2 protein-coding genes are annotated in these 21,591 nt (G+C 53.2%); both read right to left on the bottom strand.

Translation table 11 applies throughout. The features are described 5' to 3' along the window. Window positions 1–5,857 (bottom strand): non-ribosomal peptide synthetase (locus GWG06_RS29905; protein ID WP_160718118.1); only part of this gene is annotated, 5,857 nt, incomplete at its 3' end. 2 nt (window positions 5,858–5,859) lie between these two features. Further along, complete coding sequence (locus tag GWG06_RS29900; protein ID WP_160718117.1) at window positions 5,860–21,459, bottom strand: non-ribosomal peptide synthetase; 15,600 nt, start codon at window positions 21,457–21,459, stop codon at window positions 5,860–5,862. Between the last annotated feature and the right edge of the window lie 132 nt (window positions 21,460–21,591).

The raw sequence follows: 21,591 nt of genomic DNA, 5'->3' as shown, positions 1-21,591 counted from the left end.
CGCCCGTGCGGTACATGCTGCCGTTAGTTTCAAAAGGATGCGGTATGAACTTCTCTGCCGTCAGCGCGGGCTGATTCAGGTAGCCCATGGCCACCTGTATACCGCTGACGCACAGCTCCCCTGCAACACCTACTGGTACCGGCTCTCCGCCGGGTCCAAGAATATAGGTGCGGGTATGTGATACCGCGCGCCCGATAGGCGGCACCCGGTCGCCGTCAGCAGCCGTCAGTTCATAATAGCTGGTCACTACCGTATTTTCAGTAGGGCCATAGTTGTTTACCAAACGGTATGGCAGTCCTGACAGATCCACTGCCGGCAGGCGGTCGCCGCCGGTCAGCAGGTACGACAGGGATGAGGCGCGGCCGCGTAAACTATTCACCACCGAAGGCACCAGGCCTGTAGCCACAAAGCTGTGCGTGATGCCCGCAGACAGATAGAAAGCAGGTAATTTATCAGGAGATAAACGGGTATCGTCGTCCACCAGGTACAGCCCTGCACCCGCAGCCAGGTAAGGCCATACCTCCCAGCCGAAGGCATCGAAGCCGATGCTGGCCATCGCCGTAGCGCGGCAGGAAGGCGTCACCTCGTAGGTGGCGATATGCCAGTGCGCCAGATTCACCACACTGCAATGGCTCACCATCACACCTTTCGGGCGGCCCGTAGAACCGGACGTATAAATCACATAGGCCATTGAAGAAGGCGTAACGTTTACGGCAGGATCAGTAAGCGGTTGCGCTGCCAACAGCGCGGAGGCAGTATCCAGGCACAGCGTTTCCACATCGCCGCACAAGGCAGCGTGTGCGCTGGTTGTCAATACCAGCGAAGCATTTACATCGGACAACATGTAGGCTATCCTGTCCTGCGGGTAGCTCGTATCCACCGGAACGTAAGCTGCGCCGGCCTTCAGGATACCCAGCATTGCCATCACCAGTTCAGGCGTACGGTTGGCGCACACTGGTATCAGATCTCCTTTTTGTACACCCCGGCTTAACAGATAATGCGCCAGCTGTGCTGCGCGCGTTTCCAGTTCGCGGTACGTCCACGTGATGCCTGCATGTGTCAGCGCTGCTGCATCTGGCGTCTGTGCGGCCTGTGCAGCAATAAGGTCTGTTAACGTACGGTCAATATCTGCAGGGTACGACGCCAGAACGGAAGAAAATTCTTCCAGTAAGGAAGAACGTTCGGCCGCGGTCAGCATCGGCAGCACGCTGATTTGCTGCGAAGGAGCTACGGTAACAGCACGTAGCAGCTGTTGGTAATGGCGCGCCATCGCGGCCATAGTAGTGGCGGAGAAAAGATCTGTACAGTATTCCATGGACAGGAACAAGCCATCCGGCTGCTCCTGCAGGGTTACGCTGAGATCGAAACGGGACACGGTGCGGTCTGTTGCCTTCTCTGCAATGGTAACATCTCCCAGCTGCAGCGTAGCTTCTTCCGGTGTATTCTGCAAAGCGAACATCACCTGGAACAGCGGGCTGCGCGAAGGATCGCGCTCAGCCGCCACTGCTTCCACTATTTTTTCAAAAGGTATATCCTGGTGATCGTAGGCTTCCAGCAAGGAGGCTTTCACCTGCTGCAGCAACGTAGAAAATGCAGGCGTGCCGCTGAGGTCCGTGCGGATAGCCAGGCTGTTTACGAAAAAGCCGATCAGCGCTTCCGTTTCCTGCTGCCGGCGGCCAGCCACCGGTATACCCACCGTAATATCTTCCTGACGGCTGTAACGGTATAACAACACCTGGAATGCTGCCAGCAGTGTCATATACAGCGTTACATTCTCCCGCTGGCTGAATTGCTGCAGGGCAGCTGCCAGCTCACGGTCCAGCAACTCTTCATACACAGCGCCCCTGGTACTCTGCACTGCCGGTCTGCTGAAATCAGCCGGCAGCTCCAGTGGTGTTACGCCTGCCAGCTGCTTTTGCCAGTATGCCTGCTGTTGTTCCAGGATACTGCCGGCAATGTAACGGCGCTGCCACAGGGCATAGTCGGCATACTGCACCGGCAACGGCGCCAGTACTGCCGGCTGACCGGTAACAGCCGCGTTATACAATGCACTGAATTCTTTTACGATGATGCCCGTAGACCAGCCATCAGCGGCGATGTGGTGCAACACGCACACGAGTATATGTTCGGTGGGAGAACTGCTGATAAGCCCTGCGCGCAGCATATAATCTTCGCGCAGGTTAAAAGGACGGCTGATAAAGTTCTGAATGATTGTTTCCGGGTGCGCTCCGTCCAGCAGTTCCAGCTGCCATTGGTCCGCGCTGCGGATTTCCTGGGAAGCCGCTCCCCCTGTGGTATGCGGCGCCACTACCGTTCTTAACACTTCATGCCTGCCGACGATATGCTGTAAAGCCTGTTGCAACGCGGTAGCATTAATATGACCGCTGAGCTGTAATACAGCAGGCATATGATAATGCACCGAACCTTCCAGCTGATCGATCAACCATAAACGTTCCTGGCTGAAGGACAGCGGAATGCCGGCAGGTCGCTCCTGTACTATCAGCGCAGGCAGCAGGTTCTTTTTATCTCCCCGTTGTATCGCCGTTGCCATGGCGGCTATCGTACGATGCAGGAAAACATCCTTCACAGTCATCTCTGCAGATAATTCTTTTCTGATGGCAGCCACCAGCCGCATGGCGAGCAGGGAATGTCCTCCCAGCTTAAAGAATTCATCGTATATGCCTACCCGTTCTATTTCCAGCAGCTGCTGCCAGATACGTGCCAGCGCTGCTTCCTGCTCATTGCGGGGAGCGGCGTACGCGGCCAGTGAAACCGCGCCCATACCTGGATCAGGCAATGCCTTTTTATTGATTTTACCATTGGCAGTAAGCGGTAACTCTTCCAGCGACATCCACAGGTTGGGAACCATATAATCCGGCAGGCGTGCACTCAGCCAGCTGACGATCGCTTCTTCGTTAAACGCGCCTTTCGGCACCACATACCCTACCAGTCTTTTGTTACCGGTGCTGTCTGGTTTAGCGACTACTACACAACGGTATACCAGCCCGCTTTCCTGCAGCACATTTTCAATTTCACCCAGTTCAATGCGGTAGCCGCGTATTTTCACCTGGTCGTCTATACGTCCGAGGCAAACGATATTACCATCCGGCTCCCAGCGTGCCAGGTCGCCGGTAAAGTAAAGCCGTCCACCGGCTTTGAAGGGATGCGGAATAAATTTCTCCGCTGTCAGCGTCTCCCTGTTCAGGTAACCACTGGCCAGCTGTATCCCGCCGATACATAATTCGCCGGTGACCCCTATCGGGCAGAGGTTACCGTATTTATCCAGGATACATACATCCGTATTATGCAGGGGTTTACCGATAGTCACCATTTCCCCCGCCTTCAGTTCTTTTATGGTAGCCCAGATGGTGGCTTCTGTAGGACCATAGAGGTTCCATACTTTATGCTCGCCTGCAGCCACCAGTTTATCTTTCAGTTCTTCTTTAATTGCTTCTCCGCCGGTCAGCACCGTGATACCTTCGCGGTTCATCCAGCCTGCATCTGTCAGCATCTGCCAGGTGGCAGGTGTTGCCTGCATATAATCAGGACGGTGCAGGGACAGCTGTTCCATCAGCAGAAATGCATCCATTGCCTGTTCCCTGGAAGCAATGATTACTTTACCGCCTGCTGTGAGCGGCAGGAAAAATTCCAGGTAGGCGATATCGAAACAGAAGGTAGTTACTGCCAGCAATGATGCCTGCTCTTTCACCGCCAGCGTTTCTTTCATGGAAAGCAGGAAGTTCAGCAGCGAGCGGTGTTCTATGATAACGCCTTTAGGCATTCCGGTAGAGCCGGAAGTATAAATTACGTAAGCGGCGGTATCTGCCTGTAACTGAACCGGGGTGGTATCTCCGGGGCACAGGCTGATATGATACCAGTCAGCATCCAGCGAGATAATTTCTGCGCCGGCAGCCACCTGCTCTATAACGTCAACGCATACACTGCTGGTGAGAATAAATTTCCCGCGGGTATCTTCCAGCATATAGCGGATGCGGTCTTCGGGGTATACCGGTTCTACGGGTACAAATGTTCCGCCGGCCTTCAGCACACCCAATATGCCGGTGAGCATTTCCACGCTGCGCTGTATACATACCGGCACCAGCATACCCGGTTGTAATCCTTTACGGTGAAGGTAATGCGCTACTTTGTTGGCGCGGCTGTTCAGTTCACCATAGGTGACCTGCTGCTCACCGTATACCACGGCAATGGCATCAGGCGTATGTTGTACCCGGGCTTCCAGCACATCCAGGAAAGTATGGTAAGGATCCGTGACGGCGCTTTTACCGGCAAACTCCTGCAGCAGCACCTGTTTTTCCTGTGCGGTCAGCAATGATAATTCTCCCAGTACCGGTTCTTCCAGTGTTGTCAGCTGCAGCAGCAGTTCCCTGAAATGCCCTGCCAGCCGGCTGATGTAGCTGTCTTCCAGTAAAGCGGCATTATAGCTGAACTGAATCGTGATTTCCGCAGCCGCACTCACCATGATGCTGAGCGGATAGTTGGTATGTTCTTTTACGACAGGCTGTAATAACTCCAGTTTCCAGCGGCCCGAGGTCACCACATCGCTGACAGGATAGTTTTCATACACCAGGATGCTGTCAAACAGATCGCCGGTGATACCTGTCCAGCGCTGGATGGTACTCAGCGGCGTATATTCGTATTCCCTTGCTGTGATCTGATCCCGCTGAATCTGTTGCAGCCATGCAGCGGCTTTCGTTTGCCGGTCGATGTGCACATGAAAAGGCAGGGTATTGATATACAGTCCTACTTTTGTGTCAACACCCGGCAGGTCAACGGGGCGGCCGGAAACGGTGACGCCGTAGGCCACCGAAGCGGCGCCGGTATAATGATGCAGCAGCAAGGCCCATATACCCTGCATCACCGTATTCACGGTGATACCATGCGTTTGCGCATACCGTTGTATGCGGCCGGCGGCAGCAGCATCCAGGTGCAGCCATTCCGCCCTGTAGCTGCCGATACCTTTGTTACGGTCTGCCATAGTACCGATAAAAGGCAGCAGGGTACCGGATTCCAGCCCGGACATATATTTTCTCCAGTGTTTTTCTTCTTCTTCCTTATCCCTGTTTTCTATGTAACGGATGTAATCTTCATACAGGTCTTCTTCTTTCTTCACCGGTTCCTGGCCGCCTGTCAGCCGCTCATAGTGTTCAAGTAATTCTTCTATCAGCACGGGTATAGACCATCCATCCAGCAGGATATGATGCCAGGTCCAGATCATGTGATAATCTGCTTCGCCGGTCTGCAGCAGCGTAAGCCGCATCAGCGGTGGTTCGTTATAGTTAAAACCCTTGCAGCCATCAGCCTTCATAAATTCCTTGATGGCCTGCTCCCGGTATGCGGGCAGCATATTCCGGTAATCCAGTATTGCAAACGGAAGTGTTACCTCTTTATATACGCATTGCACCGGCATTCCCAGCTCTTCATAATTAAATCCGCTGCGCAGGATGCTATGTTGTTTAAGGAGCTGTTCCCAACTTTTACGCAAGGCTGTTACATCTGCATTTTTCACTTCACAGCTGAACTGTTCAATATATGCTCCGCCTTCTTCATCATACAGGCCGTGAAACAGCATACCTTCCTGCAATCCGCTCAGTGCATAGATAGCGGCTATTTGTTCGCCTCTCTTCTTTGGTACGGCGGCGGACTGGCTCGTGATATAACTCACCAGTTCATTCCGGTTGGCTTTTATATAACTGATTACTTCCTGATCTTTCCGGATCGCTGCTATCTGTTCTTCTCCCAGTTTTGTTTTATCTCCTCTCAGTATCAGTCTTCCTTCCTCTACAGCTAATGTAAAATGTGCGCGTTGCAGCCTGGTAACAAATTCCTTAATACTCATTATTAAAAATTTAGAATATCCTCTAATTCAGTTGAATCGCCATCGGTATCTCCGTTTAAAAACTGGTCCAGCTGTTCATAGCTGACAGTTGCAGACAGGCCGTAATCCGAAGGGGTGTATACCTGCTCCCGTTCGCCCTGCGCAACACAATGGCGGATCAATGCTGTCAGCACTTTCAGGTAGTCATCGGCCAGTTGCCGGATGGCGGCAGCATCAAAATGAAGCCGGGAGAAGGTCCAGTGCAGCGAGAGACATCCGTCCTGCACCACGCTGTTGACCGCCAGTAGCTCGCGTGTCTTATACGCGCTATGGATTTCATTGCCTGCAGATGCAGCAGCAGGACTTAACCTGCTGTTGGACCTGGAAACATTATCCAGCTGACCGAGGTAGTTAAAAACAATCTCCCAGGGCTGACGGCCCTGCAGGGATGGCAGCCGGTGAATATATTTCAGCACACCATATCCCAGCCCTTTGTCCGGAATCTGCCGCAGCTGTTCTTTGATACTTTTGATGAGATGGCTGTTATCTTCACAACCGGCAGTGTTCAGCAATACAGGGTACAGACTGGTGAACCAGCCAATGGTGCGGCTGATATCATATCCGTTACCGATTTCCTCCCTGCCATGTCCTTCCAGGCCGATAACGATTTTATCGCCGCCGGTCCAGCCGGTGAGCACACGCGCCAATGCAGCCAGCAGTATATCGTTGATTTCCGTATGATAAGCCTTCGGTACTTCCTGCAGCAGCTGTTGCGTGTCTTTCGCATCCAGCTGCACGGTATACTGCCCGTTGTCCTTTACGTATACAGGAGCAGCAGCAGCCTGAAGTAACGGCAACGCGGCATTTGCGGCTGCCATACTTTCCCAGTAGCGTTGCTGCGATAATAACCGCCTGCTTTGCCCGTAAGTCACCAGCTGCTCGTGCCACTGGCGGAAAGCGGTGCCTTTGGCTCCCAGCGACACCGGTGTTCCTTTGATAGCTGCCTGCAGGAGGTTTTCCATATCTTCCAGCAGAATGCGCCAGGATATGCCATCTACAGCCAGGTGATGTATAACAATCAGCAGCCGGTGATGTATGTCAGCCGCCGGTGTTTTAATCAGCACCATACGGATCAGGTCCCCGTTGCGGATATCCAGGTTTTCCTGGAAATACTGGCAGCAGGCGGTGAGCTGCGCTTCCAGCTGTTCTTCCCCGGCAGCGGAGAGATCCTTTACTTCCAGCCGGCTGTAATGCGCGCCATATTCCTGTATCCAGGTTCCTTCCTGCTGGTGATAGGTAAAGCGCAGTGCATCGTGGTGTTCCTGCAGCTGGCGCAGTACCTCTTCCAGTAGAACGGGCGTCACCTGCTTATCTATATTCAGCAGCGCACTCTGGTTGAAATGATTGACTACAGCAGCAGTATCCTGCTCCTGTTCAAAGAACCATTGCTGAATTGGCAGGAGTTCTGCTGCACCGGTAAGCAGTCCCTGCTCTCCGGTCACGGCAGTATCCTTCCCTTTACGGGTCTGCAATACCGCGGAGAGTTGTGCGATCGTCTGATGCAGGAAGATATCTTTCGCCTGCAAGGCATATCCCTGTCTTTTTGCGCGGCTGACCACCTGGATGGTGATAATGGAATCGCCGCCCAGTCCGAAGAAATTATCGTGTATGCCTACCCGTGATACTGCCAGCAATTGTTCCCAGATGGCCGCCAGCTCCTGTTCCGTTTCATTACGGGGAGCCATATACGCAGTATCTGTGAGTTCTCCTGCATCAGGGTCCGGCAGGGCTTTGCGGTTCACTTTACCATTGGAAGTGAGTGGTATTTCCTCCAGCGTTACCCATAATGCCGGCACCATGTAATCCGGCAGGCGTTCTTTCAGCGTTGTCATCACCGCTTCGCGGGTGAAGGTTTCTTTTGGCACTACATAGCCTACGAGCCGCCTGTTGCCCGACTGGTCTGTTTTTGCGAGTACTACTCCCTGGTTCACCAGTCCGCTGTGCTGCAGTACATTTTCTATTTCTCCCAGCTCTATACGGAAACCACGGATCTTCACCTGGTCATCAATGCGGCCCATGTATTCAATGTTGCCGTCTCTCAGCCAGCGGCCGAGGTCACCGGTACGGTATAACCGCTCTCCTTCCACGAACGGGTTCATGATAAAACGTTCCGCGGTAAGTCCGGGCAGGTTGAGATAACCTTTTGCGACGCCCGCACCGCCGATATATAATTCACCGGCGACACCCAGCGGCACCAGGCCCTGTTGTTCATTCAGGATATAGGCGCTCAGTGTAGGAATAGGCTTGCCGATAACGCTGGCACTGTTACCCAGGTGATGCCATTCCAGCTCCTGGAACGTAACGTGCACGGTTGTTTCCGTGATGCCATACATATTAATCAGGCGGCAGTCTTTATACAGTTGTTTCCATGGTTTCAGCTTACCCGGATTCAGCGCTTCACCGCCGAATATTACATAGCGCACCGGTAATGTGCTGGTACGTTCTGTCAGATAATCCTGTAATACATAGAAAGAAGAAGGTGTCTGGTTTAAAACGGTTACCCTTTCGCGGATGAGCAGTTCTCCGAACAATACAGCATCCTGTGTTACATGACGCGGCACCACAATCACACGGCCTCCGTAGAACAGCGCTCCGTACATTTCCCATACGGAGAAGTCGAAGCAGAAAGAGTGGAACATGGTCCATACGTCGCTTTCATCGAAATCATACAGCGGCGCATCGGTTTCAAAAAGGCGTACTACGTTTTCATTGGTCACCAGTACGCCTTTGGGGCGGCCGGTAGAACCGGAAGTATAAATCACATAGGCAACATCCTGTGGAGCAGCAGTTACGGCCACAGGGCCGGCAGGCATCCTGCTGATATGCGGTTCATCTGCGTCCAGTAATACCAGTTCGCCGGCATGTTCCATATCGCTGAAGATATCCGCACAGGCGGCGGTGCTGACCAGTACCGGCGCGGCCGTATCTTCCAGCATGTAGCTGATACGGTCTGCAGGATAGAGCGGATCTATCGGCACGTAGGCGGCGCCGGCCTTCAGGATACCTAATATACCGGTAATCATTTCTTCGCTTCTGTGCAGGCATATGGGTACCAGCATACCAGGCTGTACGCCTTTCTGCCGCAGGTAGTGCCCTAATCTGGTCGCCTTTTCATCCAGGCGGCGGTAGGTCAGCTGTTCATGTTCATATACCACTGCCACAGCATCTGGTGTACGCTGCGCCTGTTCTTCAAAGAGGCGTATAATTGTTTTTTCTTTCGGATACCCGGCAGCAGTGCCTTTCAGCACCTGCAGCAGGTGTTGTTCTTCTTCCGGCAGGAGCATGGACAGCGAACCTATTTTCTGCTGCGGCTGGCTGACGATGGCACGTAACAATTGTTCATAGTGCCTTCCCATCTGCCTTACCGTATCTTCCCGGAAAAGATCTTTACAGTATTCGATGCGCAATGACAGCCCGTCATGACCTTCTTCCATTTCAAAGACGAGATCAAATTTGGCGGTGGTATGTTCCAGCTCCTGCATGGTCAGCGTGATGCCATCCAGCTGCAATGCAGGCGTAGCGGCTGTCTGCTGCAGGGTAAACATCACCTGGAATACCGGCAGGCGGCTCATGTCCCTGTCTTTGGCCACAGCATCCACTACTTTTTCAAATGGTATGTCCTGGTGACTGTAGGCGTCGAGAAGATGTGTTCTCAGCTGCTGCAGCAATACGTGGAAGGGAAGATCGCCGGACAGCTGGCTGCGCAGTGCCAGCGTATTCACAAAGAAGCCGATCAGGTTTTCTGTTTCCTGCTGGCCACGGCCCGCTACGGGCGTACCTACGCAGATATCTTCCTGGCTGGTATAACGGTACAGCAATACTTTAAAGGCAGCAAACAATGTCATGAACAAGGTGCTGCCGAGGTGACGGCTAAGTCCGTGCAGATCTGCCGCCAGCCGGGTATCCAGCGATACCTGTATCGCTGCGCCCCTGGTGCTTTGTACAGCAGGTCTGGGGAAATCAGCGGGCAGATTCAGCGGTTCCAGTCCGGCCAGCTGCCGGGTCCAGTATTCGCGCTGCTGCGTAAGCATTTCACCGCTGATATGGGTACGTTGCCACAGAGCATAGTCTGCATACTGCACCGGCAGCGGTTCCAGCGCAGGTGTGCGTTGCTGGCTAAAGGCGTTATACAGTGCTGATAATTCCTTTAGCAGTATACCTACCGACCATCCGTCCGAAGCAATATGATGAATAGTGATGACCAGCAGGCATTTTACGGGAGAAAGCGTCACCAACCCGGCCCGCAGCATGTAGGCGGCAGACAGGGCAAACGGCTGTTCAATAAATTCGCGGATGGCTGCATCGGTATCTTCCGTAATAATATCTGTAAGCTGCCAGTTGTTCTCCGGTAATATCAGCTGCCGGGCAACATCATCTTCTTCCTGTATAATTACCGTGCGGAGTACTTCATGTCTGTTCACGATTTCCTGCAGGGCTGCTTCCAGCGCCTGCCGGTTAAGGCGCCCGTCGAGCTGCAGTACTGCCGGCATATGATAATGCAGGCTTCCTTCCAGCTGATCGATGAACCAGAGTCTTTCCTGGCTGAAGGACAAGGGAAGATGTTCCGGTCTGGGTCTGACAGCATATACAGCCGGCAAGGAAGCGGCTTTGCCTTTTTCCTGCAGATGATCGGTTAAAGCGGCAATACTGGGATAGGTGAAGATATCCTTCATGTCCAGTTCTACCTGCAGTTCCTTGCGGATAGCCGCCATCAGCCGGATGGCCAGCAGGGAGTGCCCGCCGCGTTCAAAGAAATTATCGTGTATGCCTACCCGTTCTGTCTGCAGCAGGGATGTCCAGATAGCGGCCATCGCTTTCTCCATGGCATTTCCGGGGGCTACGTATACATTGGTAACTGCATCTACCGGGTCCGGCAGGGCTTTGCGGTCAATTTTTCCGTTGGCATTCAATGGCAGATGATCGAGCGCGATGAGCAATGCAGGGATCATATAATCCGGGAGCGATTGCTGCAGGGAAGCGGTGATACCTGCTTTATCGAAAGCGCCTTCCGGCACTACATATCCTACGAGGCGCAGGTGTGCATGTTCTCCGGCGCTGTCCGGAACGGCCAGTACGACAGCCTGTTTCACCAGCGGGCAGGCTTCCAGCACATGTACAATTTCGCCTAACTCGATGCGGTATCCGCGTATTTTTACCTGGTCGTCTGTTCTGCCGAGGAATTCGAGGTGTCCGTCAGGCAGCCAGCGGCAAAGATCTCCGGTTTTGTACAGCCGTGCGCCAGGCTCCGCAGAAAACGGATCTGCGATGAAGCGTTCGCGGGTCAGTTCCGGGAGATGCAGATAGCCGGGGCTTACCTGCTTTCCGCCGATATACAGTTCGCCGCCGATACCGGCAGGAAGCGGGCGGCCATAACGGTCAAGCACATACGCACGCGTATTGCCCAGCGGCTTACCGACAGGCAGTATATCCTGTTTATGGGCATGCGTGTCTGTATACAGGTATTCTATAGCAGTTACCGTTGTTTCCGTAGGGCCGTACTCGTTATAGAAAAGGGCATACGGCGCCCAGGCGCGGGCCAGTTGTATACTGCAGGCCTCTCCTCCTGCTATGACGCGTTTTAATCCGTTGTAGGCTCCCGGCGTAACGGTGAGCAGGAAGCCGGGGGTAGCGTGCAGGTGCGTCACCTGCTGCGCGGCAAGCAGCTGCTCAAACAACTGCATGTCCGTACGTATATGCTCCGGCGTGAGTACCAGCGCAGCGCCGTTGAACAGGGCCAGGTACATCTGCTCTACTGCAGCGTCAAAAGAATAGCTGGAGAACTGCAGGATGCGCTCTGTTGCGTCTATACCGAATTGCTTCGTCTGGTACTGAATCAGATTCGCCACTGCATCGTGCTGTATCATCACTCCTTTGGGCTTACCGGTAGAACCGGAGGTATAGATGATATAGGCCAGGTCGCTGCCGGTAACCGGAATAGCGGGATTGGCAGCAGGTAATGATGCCCACTCTTCCTGCAACGTATCGATGCATATGATGCGGGCAGCAGGATTTATTTCTGTCAGCAACGACCGGTAACGGCTGGTGGTGACGATCATATTTTTGTCTCCGCAATCCTGCAGGATGAATTTTATTCTTTCTGCGGGATAGGCCGGATCTACCGGCACATACGCGCCACCAGCCTTTACGATGGCCAGGATGGCGATCATCATTTCCGGGGAGCGATCCGTACACAAAGGCGTCAGCGAGCCTGAAATGAGGCCCTGGCTACCTAAATAGTGGCTTAACCGGTTAGCGCGTTCATTCAGTTCTGCATAAGTCAGCCGTATACCTTCACAGATCAGCGCGGTGGCTGACGGCGTGGCGGCAGCCTGCGCTTCAAAGCGTGCAGGAATTGTTACCAGCGGCGCTTCCGGCATGGCGGTATCATTCCAGGTGGTTGTCAGCTGCAACTGTTCTTCGGGAGTGAGCAGGTGAATATTTCCCAGCGGCTGGTCAACACCCGCAATAAACTGTGACAGCACTTCGCGGAAGTGCCCGGCCAGCTGCGTTACATACACATCTTCCAGCAGGGAGGCATTGTAACCAAACTGCACATAGATCTCTTCTGCAGCTGCTATCAGGATACTCAGCGGATAGTTGGTCTGCTCCTTCACTTCAATATCTGCGATATCCAGCTTCCAGTTACGGGATTTCACGGCTTCACTGACCGGATAGTTTTCATATACCATGATGCTGTCGAACAGATCACCGGTGATGCCCAGCCAGCGCTGGATGGCATTGATAGAAGTATATTCGTAATCTCTTGACTGGATGCCGCGTTGCTGTATCTGTTCCAGCCAGGCTGTTACCGGCAGGTTACGGTCAGCGTGAATATGCAGCGGCAGGGTGTTGATATATAATCCTACGCGTTGCTCTACATTCGGTACAGCGCCGTTACGGCCGGATACCGTTACCCCGAAGGTAACAGTATCATTACCGGTATAGTTATGCAGTATCCAGGCCCATACGCCCTGCATCACGGTGTTGACGGTAAGTCTGTTTTTCTGTGCGTAAGCCTGTATAGCATTGGTTGCTGCGGCATCCAGCGTAAAGTGGATATTGCGGTATACGCCGTCTCCCCTGGTGCGGTCAGCAGCAGCAGGTATGAAAGGCAGCAGCGTTCCGGAGGTTGTTCCTGCGAGGTAGCTGCGCCAGTAGGCTTCTTCCTCTTCTACATCCCGGCTGGCGATATAACTGATATAATCCTGGTATTGGTCTGTTTCTGCCGGCGGCAGCTGTTTGCCCTGCAGCAGCAGATCATAGTACTGCAGCAGTTCTTCAAACAATATCGGAACAGACCATCCGTCCAGCAGGAGGTGATGATATGTCCAGATCATTTTACAGGTGGTGCCGGATGTTTTCAGCAGCGCCACCCGCATCAGCGGCGGCGTGTCATAGCTGAAGCCCTGTCTTCTGTCCTGCTGTATATATTGCTGTATGGCAGCTTCCTGTTCTTTTTCTTCCAGCAGGCTGTAGTCCGTGACTTCAAACGGTATGGCGGCGATATGATGCACGCATTGCACCGGGAGGTCCAGCGCTTCGTAGTTGAAGCTGCTGCGCAGGATGGTGTGCTTTTGCATGACAGCAGTCCAGCTGTCATGCAGCGCCTGCAGATCGGGATTAGTCACCTGGCAGATCAGTTGCTCTACATAGGCGCCGCCCTGTTCATTATACAGGCTGTGAAACAGCATACCTTCCTGCAGCCCGCTCAGGCGGTATACGGCAGAAATCTGCGTGGCCAGCTGATCCTGACCATACAGGAATGCATCCAGCTGCCGGTAATGTACGGCATTACCCAGTCCATAGTCAGATGGCGTACTTCTTGCGGTCTGTTTTCCCTGCTCCACGCAATGCATGATGAGCGCTTCCAGTTCTTCCTTCCAGGCGGCGGCCAGCTGTTCTATGACAGCCGGTTCAAAATGCAGCAGACTGTAGGTCCAGTCTACCTGTAACATCCCCTGCTGCACTCTACCGTTAACGCCTATACGTTCTTTTACAATTGTATCTTCATGTACATCGTTGCCGGTGGCCTCGGTGGCTATCGTCATCCATTCGCCTCCGGTGGTCATATTATCCAGTTGTCCCAGGTAATTGAACTCAATGTCCCATGGGTGCGGGCCGGCAAGAGCCGGGTGCCGGCGGATATATTTCAGTACGCCGTAGCCGATGCCTTTGTCAGGGATACTGCGTAGTTGTTCTTTTACGCTGCAGATCAATTCACCGGAGGTGTGATCGTTTTCTATGTTCAGCAACACGGGGAACAGGCTGGTAAACCAGCCAACCGTACGGCTTACATCGGCTTCCCGGCTGATCGCCTCCCGGCCGTGACCTTCCATACCAATCACGATTGCGGTTTGTCCGCTCCAGCGGGAAACAGTTTTGACCAGTGCTGCCAGCAGCAGGTCACTGATCTCCGTATGATAGGCCGCAGCTGTTTCCTGCAGCAACAGTTTTGTCTGCAGGGTATCCAGGCCGATTGTGAAGAAGCCGGTATCTTTCCGGGTAACGGGAACAGTGGTGGTTTTATCTACTGGCAGTGGCTGCCATGCAGCAGTTGTCTGTTCCCAGTAGTGCTGCTGTGACAGCAGTCTGCTGCTATCGCTCCAGGTTTCCAGCTGCCGGCGCCACTGGCGGTACGACCAGCTCTTGTCTTCCTGCTTCGGCTGCTGCCCCTGCATACAGGCCGACAACAGTTGGTTCATATCTTCCAGCAGTATACGCCAGGATACGCCGTCCGTTGCCAGGTGATGTATTACTATCAGCAGGCGGTGGTGTGTGGCTGTTTCCGGCGTATGTATTTTTACCATCCTGATGAGTGCGCCGCGGCTGATATCCGGACTTGCCTGCCACTGACGGCAGCAGCCGGTAATCAGGGAAGGTAATTCATCCGGAGTGGCGGCCGAGAAGTCAGCTTCTTCCAGTGGTGTATAATGATCGCTGTAAGTTTGTATCCATTGTCCGTTTTCCCGGTGGTAGGCAAAACGCAGCGCGTCGTGTTGCTGCTGCAGCTGCAGCAGTACCGCCGACAACACCTCGCTGCTGACACGTTTATCTATGGCAAATAATAAAGTCTGATTGTAGTGATGACGGATATCGGCGGTATCCGGTGTAGTATCAAAAAACAGTTGCTGTATGGGCAGCAGACCAGCCGCGCCATGCAATATTCCCTGCTCTCCGGCTTCCTGACGCAGCACGCCTTTACGGGCATCCATCGCGGCTGCCAGCAAGGCTACCGTCTGATGCCGGAATATTTCCCTGGCCTGCAGTTCATATCCCAGGCGTTTTGCGCGGCTTACCACCTGAATGGTGATAATGGAATCACCACCCAAAGCAAAGAAATTATCGTTAACGCCTATACGTTCTATGCGTAGCAGGTCCTGCCAGATAGTAGCCAGCACTTTTTCTGTTTCATTGCGGGGCGCCACGTAGGAAGCCTCCATCAGCACGGCTGTAGCAGGTTCCGGTAATGCCTTGCGGTCTATCTTTCCGTTGGGTGTCAGCGGCATTTCTTCCAGCGTTACCCAGACAGTTGGCACCATATACTCCGGCAATGTATCTTTCAGGTGCAGCTGTATAGCGTCGCGGTTGAAGTGAGGCTGTGGTACCACATATCCTACCAGCCTCCTGCTACCGTTTTCATCCGGCAGCGCCAGCACTACTCCCTGCTGTACCTGTCCGCTTTGTCTTACTGCATTTTCAATCTCTCCCAGTTCAATACGGTAACCGCGGATCTTTACCTGTTCATCAATACGGCCCAGGTATTCGAGTGTGCCATCCGGCAGCCAGCGTCCGAGATCTCCGGTACGGTACATACGCGCCGCATCATCGCTGCCGTATGGATTGGGAATGAAGCGCTCAGCGGTGAGCTGTTCCCGTTTCAGGTAGCCGCGGGATACGCCGATACCCGCCACACAGATTTCTCCGGCCACTCCTGCCGGTGTAAGCTGCAGGGCTTTATCCAGGATATAGATGTGCAGGTTCTGAATGGTGCTGCCCAGCGGCACGTTGATACGCTCCGGCGTATCATACATAAAGTAGTGGGTGATATCATCGGAAGCCTCCGTCGGTCCGTAGGCATTCACGACAGGGATATGCCCATATACGGGATGTGAAAACCATTGTTCCAGAATATGCCGGCTGATGACCTCACCGGTTACCAGCAGATATTGCAGCCGTTCCAGCGGAATGTTGATTTCCTCCTGCAACACAGAAGCCAGGTAAGACGGCACCAGCTCCAGGATACTCACCTGATGCTCTTTTACAGCACCCATCAGTACCGCAGGCTGGAAGATGATACTTTCAGTATATACAACGGTTTCGCCACCGGTAAGCAGGGCAGCAAACATCTGCCATACAGAAATATCAAAGGTATAGGAAGCAATATAGGCCACAATGGTATCGCTGTTCATCTGCAGATCATTGATTTTTGCATACAGATGATTCAGCATACCGCGGTGCTCCACCATTACGCCCTTGGGTTTGCCGGTGGAACCGGAGGTAAAGATCACGTAACAGAGATCTGCGGGCGATGGGGAGACGGACAGGTTATGCACCGGCTCACCGGCAATTGCTGCCTGCCTATCCAGTACTACCAGGGTTTTCACCGGCGGCATCTGCCGGCTGGTGGCGGTACTGCATACAACTGTATCCGCTTCGCAATCACTGATAATATAGCTGATACGTTCTTCCGGATAGGAAATATCTACCGGCACATAAGCCGCGCCGGCTTTCCAGATACCGAGTATAGCCACGAGCATATCTGCCGAGCGCTCTATGCAGAGCGGCACCAGCTTGTCGGTTCCTACCCCCTGCCTGCGCAGATAGTGCGCCAGCTGATTGGCACGGGCATTCAGCGCTCCGTAGGTCAGGATGGTATCGCCGCACCTTACCGCTACAGCATCGGGCGATTGCTGCGCCAGTTCTTCAAACACCGTCACAGCTGTTCCGGCAGCCGGGTAATCTACTACCGGGCCGGCAGCCTGCTGTATCAGCTGTTGCTGCTCCGCGCCGGAGAGGATAACGCTGCCGGCTATACGCCCTTCATATTCGTCCAGGTAAGCCCTGATAACATTGTCAAAATATATACGCAGGTCCTGCACGGTTTTGCCGGACCTGAATTGCTTGCGCTGCACGCAGTGCAGCAGGAAAACGCCATTGGTGATACTCGCTGAAAAGTCAAGCCACGTATTGGTTACCGTAAAGTCGTTGATAAAGGTCCCTTCATGGATGGCCTCCATCTTCATAAACGGAGAGATGTCTGCTACCTCGTTTTCATACACGTGGAAGTTGACAAAGTTGAAGATAACATCAAAGTAAGGGTTATCATCACCTGCTGGTTCCCTGGTGATTTTGGTGATTTCAAACAGGCTTGTTTTTTCCCGCTGTTTCATTTGCAGGAGCTTGTCTTCTATTTTACGGAAATAGGTTCTCCAGGTGGTTTGCTGCCTGCCTGTTTCAAAGCGGAAAGGAATGGTATTCAGGAAGCATCCCAGCAGCCGGTCACTGTCTTCTTTTGCCGGACGGTTGTTGGTCACCAGTCCTACCGTCACCTCATCTTCATACGTGAGCATCCCCAGCGCATATACGCAGGCGCCCAGGAAAAGTCCCTTGAGGGAGATGTTATCCTGCCGGGTTTTCTCTTTGAGCCTATCCAGGAAAGCAGCGCCATAGGGGTGGTCGAACACCTGGTAATCATCTTCGGTTGTAAAGATGTTGAGGCGTTTGTAATCATCCAGGTCTTTCCGCCAGAAATCCCTGTTGGTATCGTCTTTCTTTGCTGCCAGTGTTTCGATGATATAATCTTCATAGGAACATTGCAGCGGCTGCACGGATACAGGTTCTCCGGCCAGCAGGCCACTGCATAGCCGGAACAGTTCCGCATGCAGGGAAGCTACGCTCCATCCGTCCAGGATGGCGTGATGCACCTGTAAAACAAATACCTGGTCTGTCTGCAGACCAAAAAGCGTTGCGCGCCACAATGGTGCTTTTGTTATATCAAAAGGCCGGGTGCGTTCATCGCGGAGATAGTCTTCCACCAGCACCTTAGCAGCTTTCTCATCAGCATGGCTGATGTCCTTGAAGGCTACTGCCACCGACACGGATTTATAAACAATATGCAGGTTATGCCCGTCTACATCCAGTGCAAACGCAGTTCTGAGGGTACCATGTTTACCGACGATGAGCTGCATGGCCTGTTCTACCAGCGCTGCGCTGAATGCCAGCGGCAGGCGTACCAGGATCTGGTCATGGTACAGTGCTTCTTCCGGGCGCAGCTGGGAAAGATATACCATCCCGTGTTCTATATCGCTCATCGGGTAAATGGCTTCCACGTTCCCCGCATCGGGCAGCAAGGGTTTTACGGCTTCGGCAGTAAGACTGATCGTATTTCTTATTTCTTCGTTCAGGCGTTGCTGTTGTTCCGCGGCTGCTCCGTTCCTACTGTCTACCAGGGCAGCCAGCTGCTCGATGGTACTGGCTACGTATACATCGTAGGCGCTGATTTCCCGGTTAAACAGGCGGCGTATGCTGCTCACCACACTAATCACGCGGATGGAGTCGCCGCCCAGTTCAAAGAAATTATCGTATATGCCTGCCCGTGATATACCGAGCAGTTCCTGCCAGATAGCGGCAAGCTGCTTTTCTGTAGTGGTACGCGGCGCTTCGTATACCGTAGCGATGAGTTCCTGCGCATCGGGTTCCGGCAGTGCCTTGCGGTCTACCTTTCCGTTGGAGGTCAGCGGAATTTCGGACAGTATCATCCAGAGGGCGGGCACCATATAGTCCGGCAGACTTGCCTTCAGCCATTGCTGTGCGCCTTCTTTTGTAAAGGCGGCTTTAGGCACCACATATGCTACCAGCCGCTTGTTGCCGGCATGGTCTGTTTTAGCCAGCACTACGCCCTGGTGTACCAGGCCACTCTGCTGCAGCACATTTTCGATTTCGCCCAGTTCGATGCGGAAACCACGGATCTTTACCTGGTCATCGATGCGCCCCTGGTATTCAATGCTGCCGTCAGGCAGCCAGCGTCCCAGGTCACCGGTACGGTACAATCTTTCCCCGGAAATAAAAGGATGCCGGATAAACCGTTCGCTGGTCAGCTCTTCCCGGTTCAGGTAGCCTCTGGCTACGCCCGCGCCGCCGATATACAGCTCCCCTGTAGCGCCCACCGGCTGGTGTTCCTGTGATGCGCTGAGGATATAGGCGCTCAGCGTCGGGATCGGTTTACCGATTACGCTGGCGCTGCTGTCTACATGCGTTTCATTCAGCTCCTGGAAAGTAACGTGTACGGTGGTTTCAGTAATACCATACATGTTAATCAGCCGGCTGTGCTGATATTGCTGTTGCCAGGGTTTTATTTTGGCGGGGTTGAGAGCTTCTCCCCCGAAGATAACATAACGGATGGTGGTATCTTCCGTGCGGGCAGTCATATAATCCTGCAGCACGTAGAAAGACGAAGGTGTCTGGTTCAGTACCGTTACCTGCTCGCTGATCAGCAGTTCTGCAAACAGGCTGGTATCCTGTGTAACTGCCTTGGGTACCATAACGATGCGGCCGCCGTAGAACAGCGCGCCATACATTTCCCATACAGAAAAGTCGAAGCAGAAGGAATGGAACATGGTCCATACATCGCTGCTGTTAAAATCAAACAGGGGTGTATCGGTAAAAAACAGGCGTACCACATTCAGGTCTTCTATCAGCACGCCTTTGGGTTTTCCGGTAGAACCAGAGGTATAGATCACATAGGCCACATCATGCGGGCGGCGTGTAACCGTTACCGGTAGTACCGGTTCCTGTGCAATGCCGGCGCTTTCGTTATCGGCTATTACCAGCTGTATATTGTCTTTTACTTTTTCAAAGATGGTTGCGCTGTATCTGCTGCAGATAAGCAGGGAGGCGGCGGTATCCTCCACCATGTAGAAGATGCGGTCTTCCGGGTAGGCCGGATCTACCGGCACGTAGGCAGCGCCAGCCTTCAGGATACCCAGTATACTTACAATCATTTCTTCCGTGCGCTCCACACAAACGGGCACCAGCTGTTCCGGTTTTACGCCCCGGCGTATGAGGCCATGCGCCAGCTGGTTGGAACGCTGATCCAGCTCACGATAGGTAAGCTGTCTTCCTTCACAGCTCACCGCGATGGCATCGGGGTATTGCGTCACCTGCTGCTGAATGAGCGAGGTGATGGTCTGCGTGGCGGGATATCCGGCATGTGAGTGATGGAAGGTGCTGATGAGGCGGGCTTCGTCTTCGGGCAGTACGGAAATAGCGCGGAGCGGCAGTTCCAGGCTATGCTGGAATTGCTGCAGGATAAAAAGTATCCTTTTTATCCATAAGCTCATTTCTGTGGCGGTGAAGTAATCTTCCCGGTATCCGACGCGCATCTGCATGGGCTGTCTGCCGCCGTAGTCGAGCCACAGCAGTTCCAGCGGCGCCGGGGATGAGCCGCTGGGGATAAAGGTATGTGCCTGTATGCCTTCGCCGTAGTCAACCGCGAAATTGAGTGTGGCAAAGTTGATGAGTATCTCAAAAAGATTTTCTTCAGCTGTATTTATTTTCAGGTGACGGCTCAGGTCGGAGATCTGGTAGTGCTGGTAGCGATAGTCTTCGCGCTGGTCGGCAACGATCTGCCGGATGAGCGTTGCCGGATGCATGTCCGGATCGTAAGTTCCCTTAAAGGGGATAATGCCGGCGAACATACCGGCGATGCTGCGCAGCTGTTTTGTTCTTCGTTTATGCAGCGGCGTACCGAAAATGAAGGAGTTCTGGGGCGTTGTTTTACCAAAATAGGTAATGAGCGCCGCGATGGTCAGCTGCTGCAAAGTGCTTTTGGTAGCCTGCTGCAGGGCGTCCAGCGCAGCGAGTTCCGCTTCGCTGAAGTCTATCAGTAAACTATTGTAACGCTTTTGCGGCTGTGCAGCGGAACGCATTTTCCGTTGCAGGAGCGGCAATGGTTTGCTGTTGATTTTCTTTTTCCAGTAGGCGCCGTCTTCCTGGTAGGCAGCGGAGCGCGCATAGGACCATGCGGCGGCCATTTCCGCCTCATAGGAAGGATAGGAAAAATCTTCCGCTGCACCGGTTACCAGCGATTTATATTTACGGGCTACATACTGATTGAGTGCAGAAGTGCCGAATCCATCTGTTACCAGGTGGTGCGACTTCTGGAAATACCAGTGTTCATCCGGCGCTATCTTAATGAGGTATTGCTCCATCAGCAATACGGACTTATCGAAAACGAACGGTCTGGCCAGCTGCTCTTTTATCCATTGTTCGCAGTCTTCCCGTGTTTTTCCGGTATCGGAAAAATCCAGTTCCTGCAGAACGGCAGTAGTGAAACCATCATCCATGTATCCTGTTGGCACGGGATCTTTCAGGTCGAACCGCAGCTTAAAGGCATCAAATACCTGTGGCAGTGAATGCGCGGCCAGGATAAATTTTTCTTTATCCAGTTTTCCTGTCAGCTGAATGTATACACCCATGTTATAGTAGGATGCATCAGCGTTGAGCAGCTGATCTACATATACTTCCTGTTGGCCGGGATGCAGTGGGACAGCACGGTGTGACATAACTTTAATTATTTATGTTAGGTAAACATCAGGAGAACAGATAAAATACGATTGCAGCATAGCTCCCGTTGTTATAAACATCGGAAGGCTATTCAGCGGCAATCATTGTTCCCTTACTGTACTTGCTTTTGT

This window comes from Chitinophaga solisilvae (genome assembly GCF_009928525.1).
Classification (GTDB): Bacteria; Bacteroidota; Bacteroidia; order Chitinophagales; family Chitinophagaceae; genus Chitinophaga; species Chitinophaga solisilvae.
This window is presented reverse-complemented; position numbering and strand designations above follow the sequence as displayed.

Excerpts from the sequence above, each read along its gene's own strand:
- GWG06_RS29900 (WP_160718117.1), bottom strand. The coding sequence starts at position 21,459 with ATGTCACACCGTGCTGTCCCACTGCATCCCGGCCAACAGGAAGTATAT.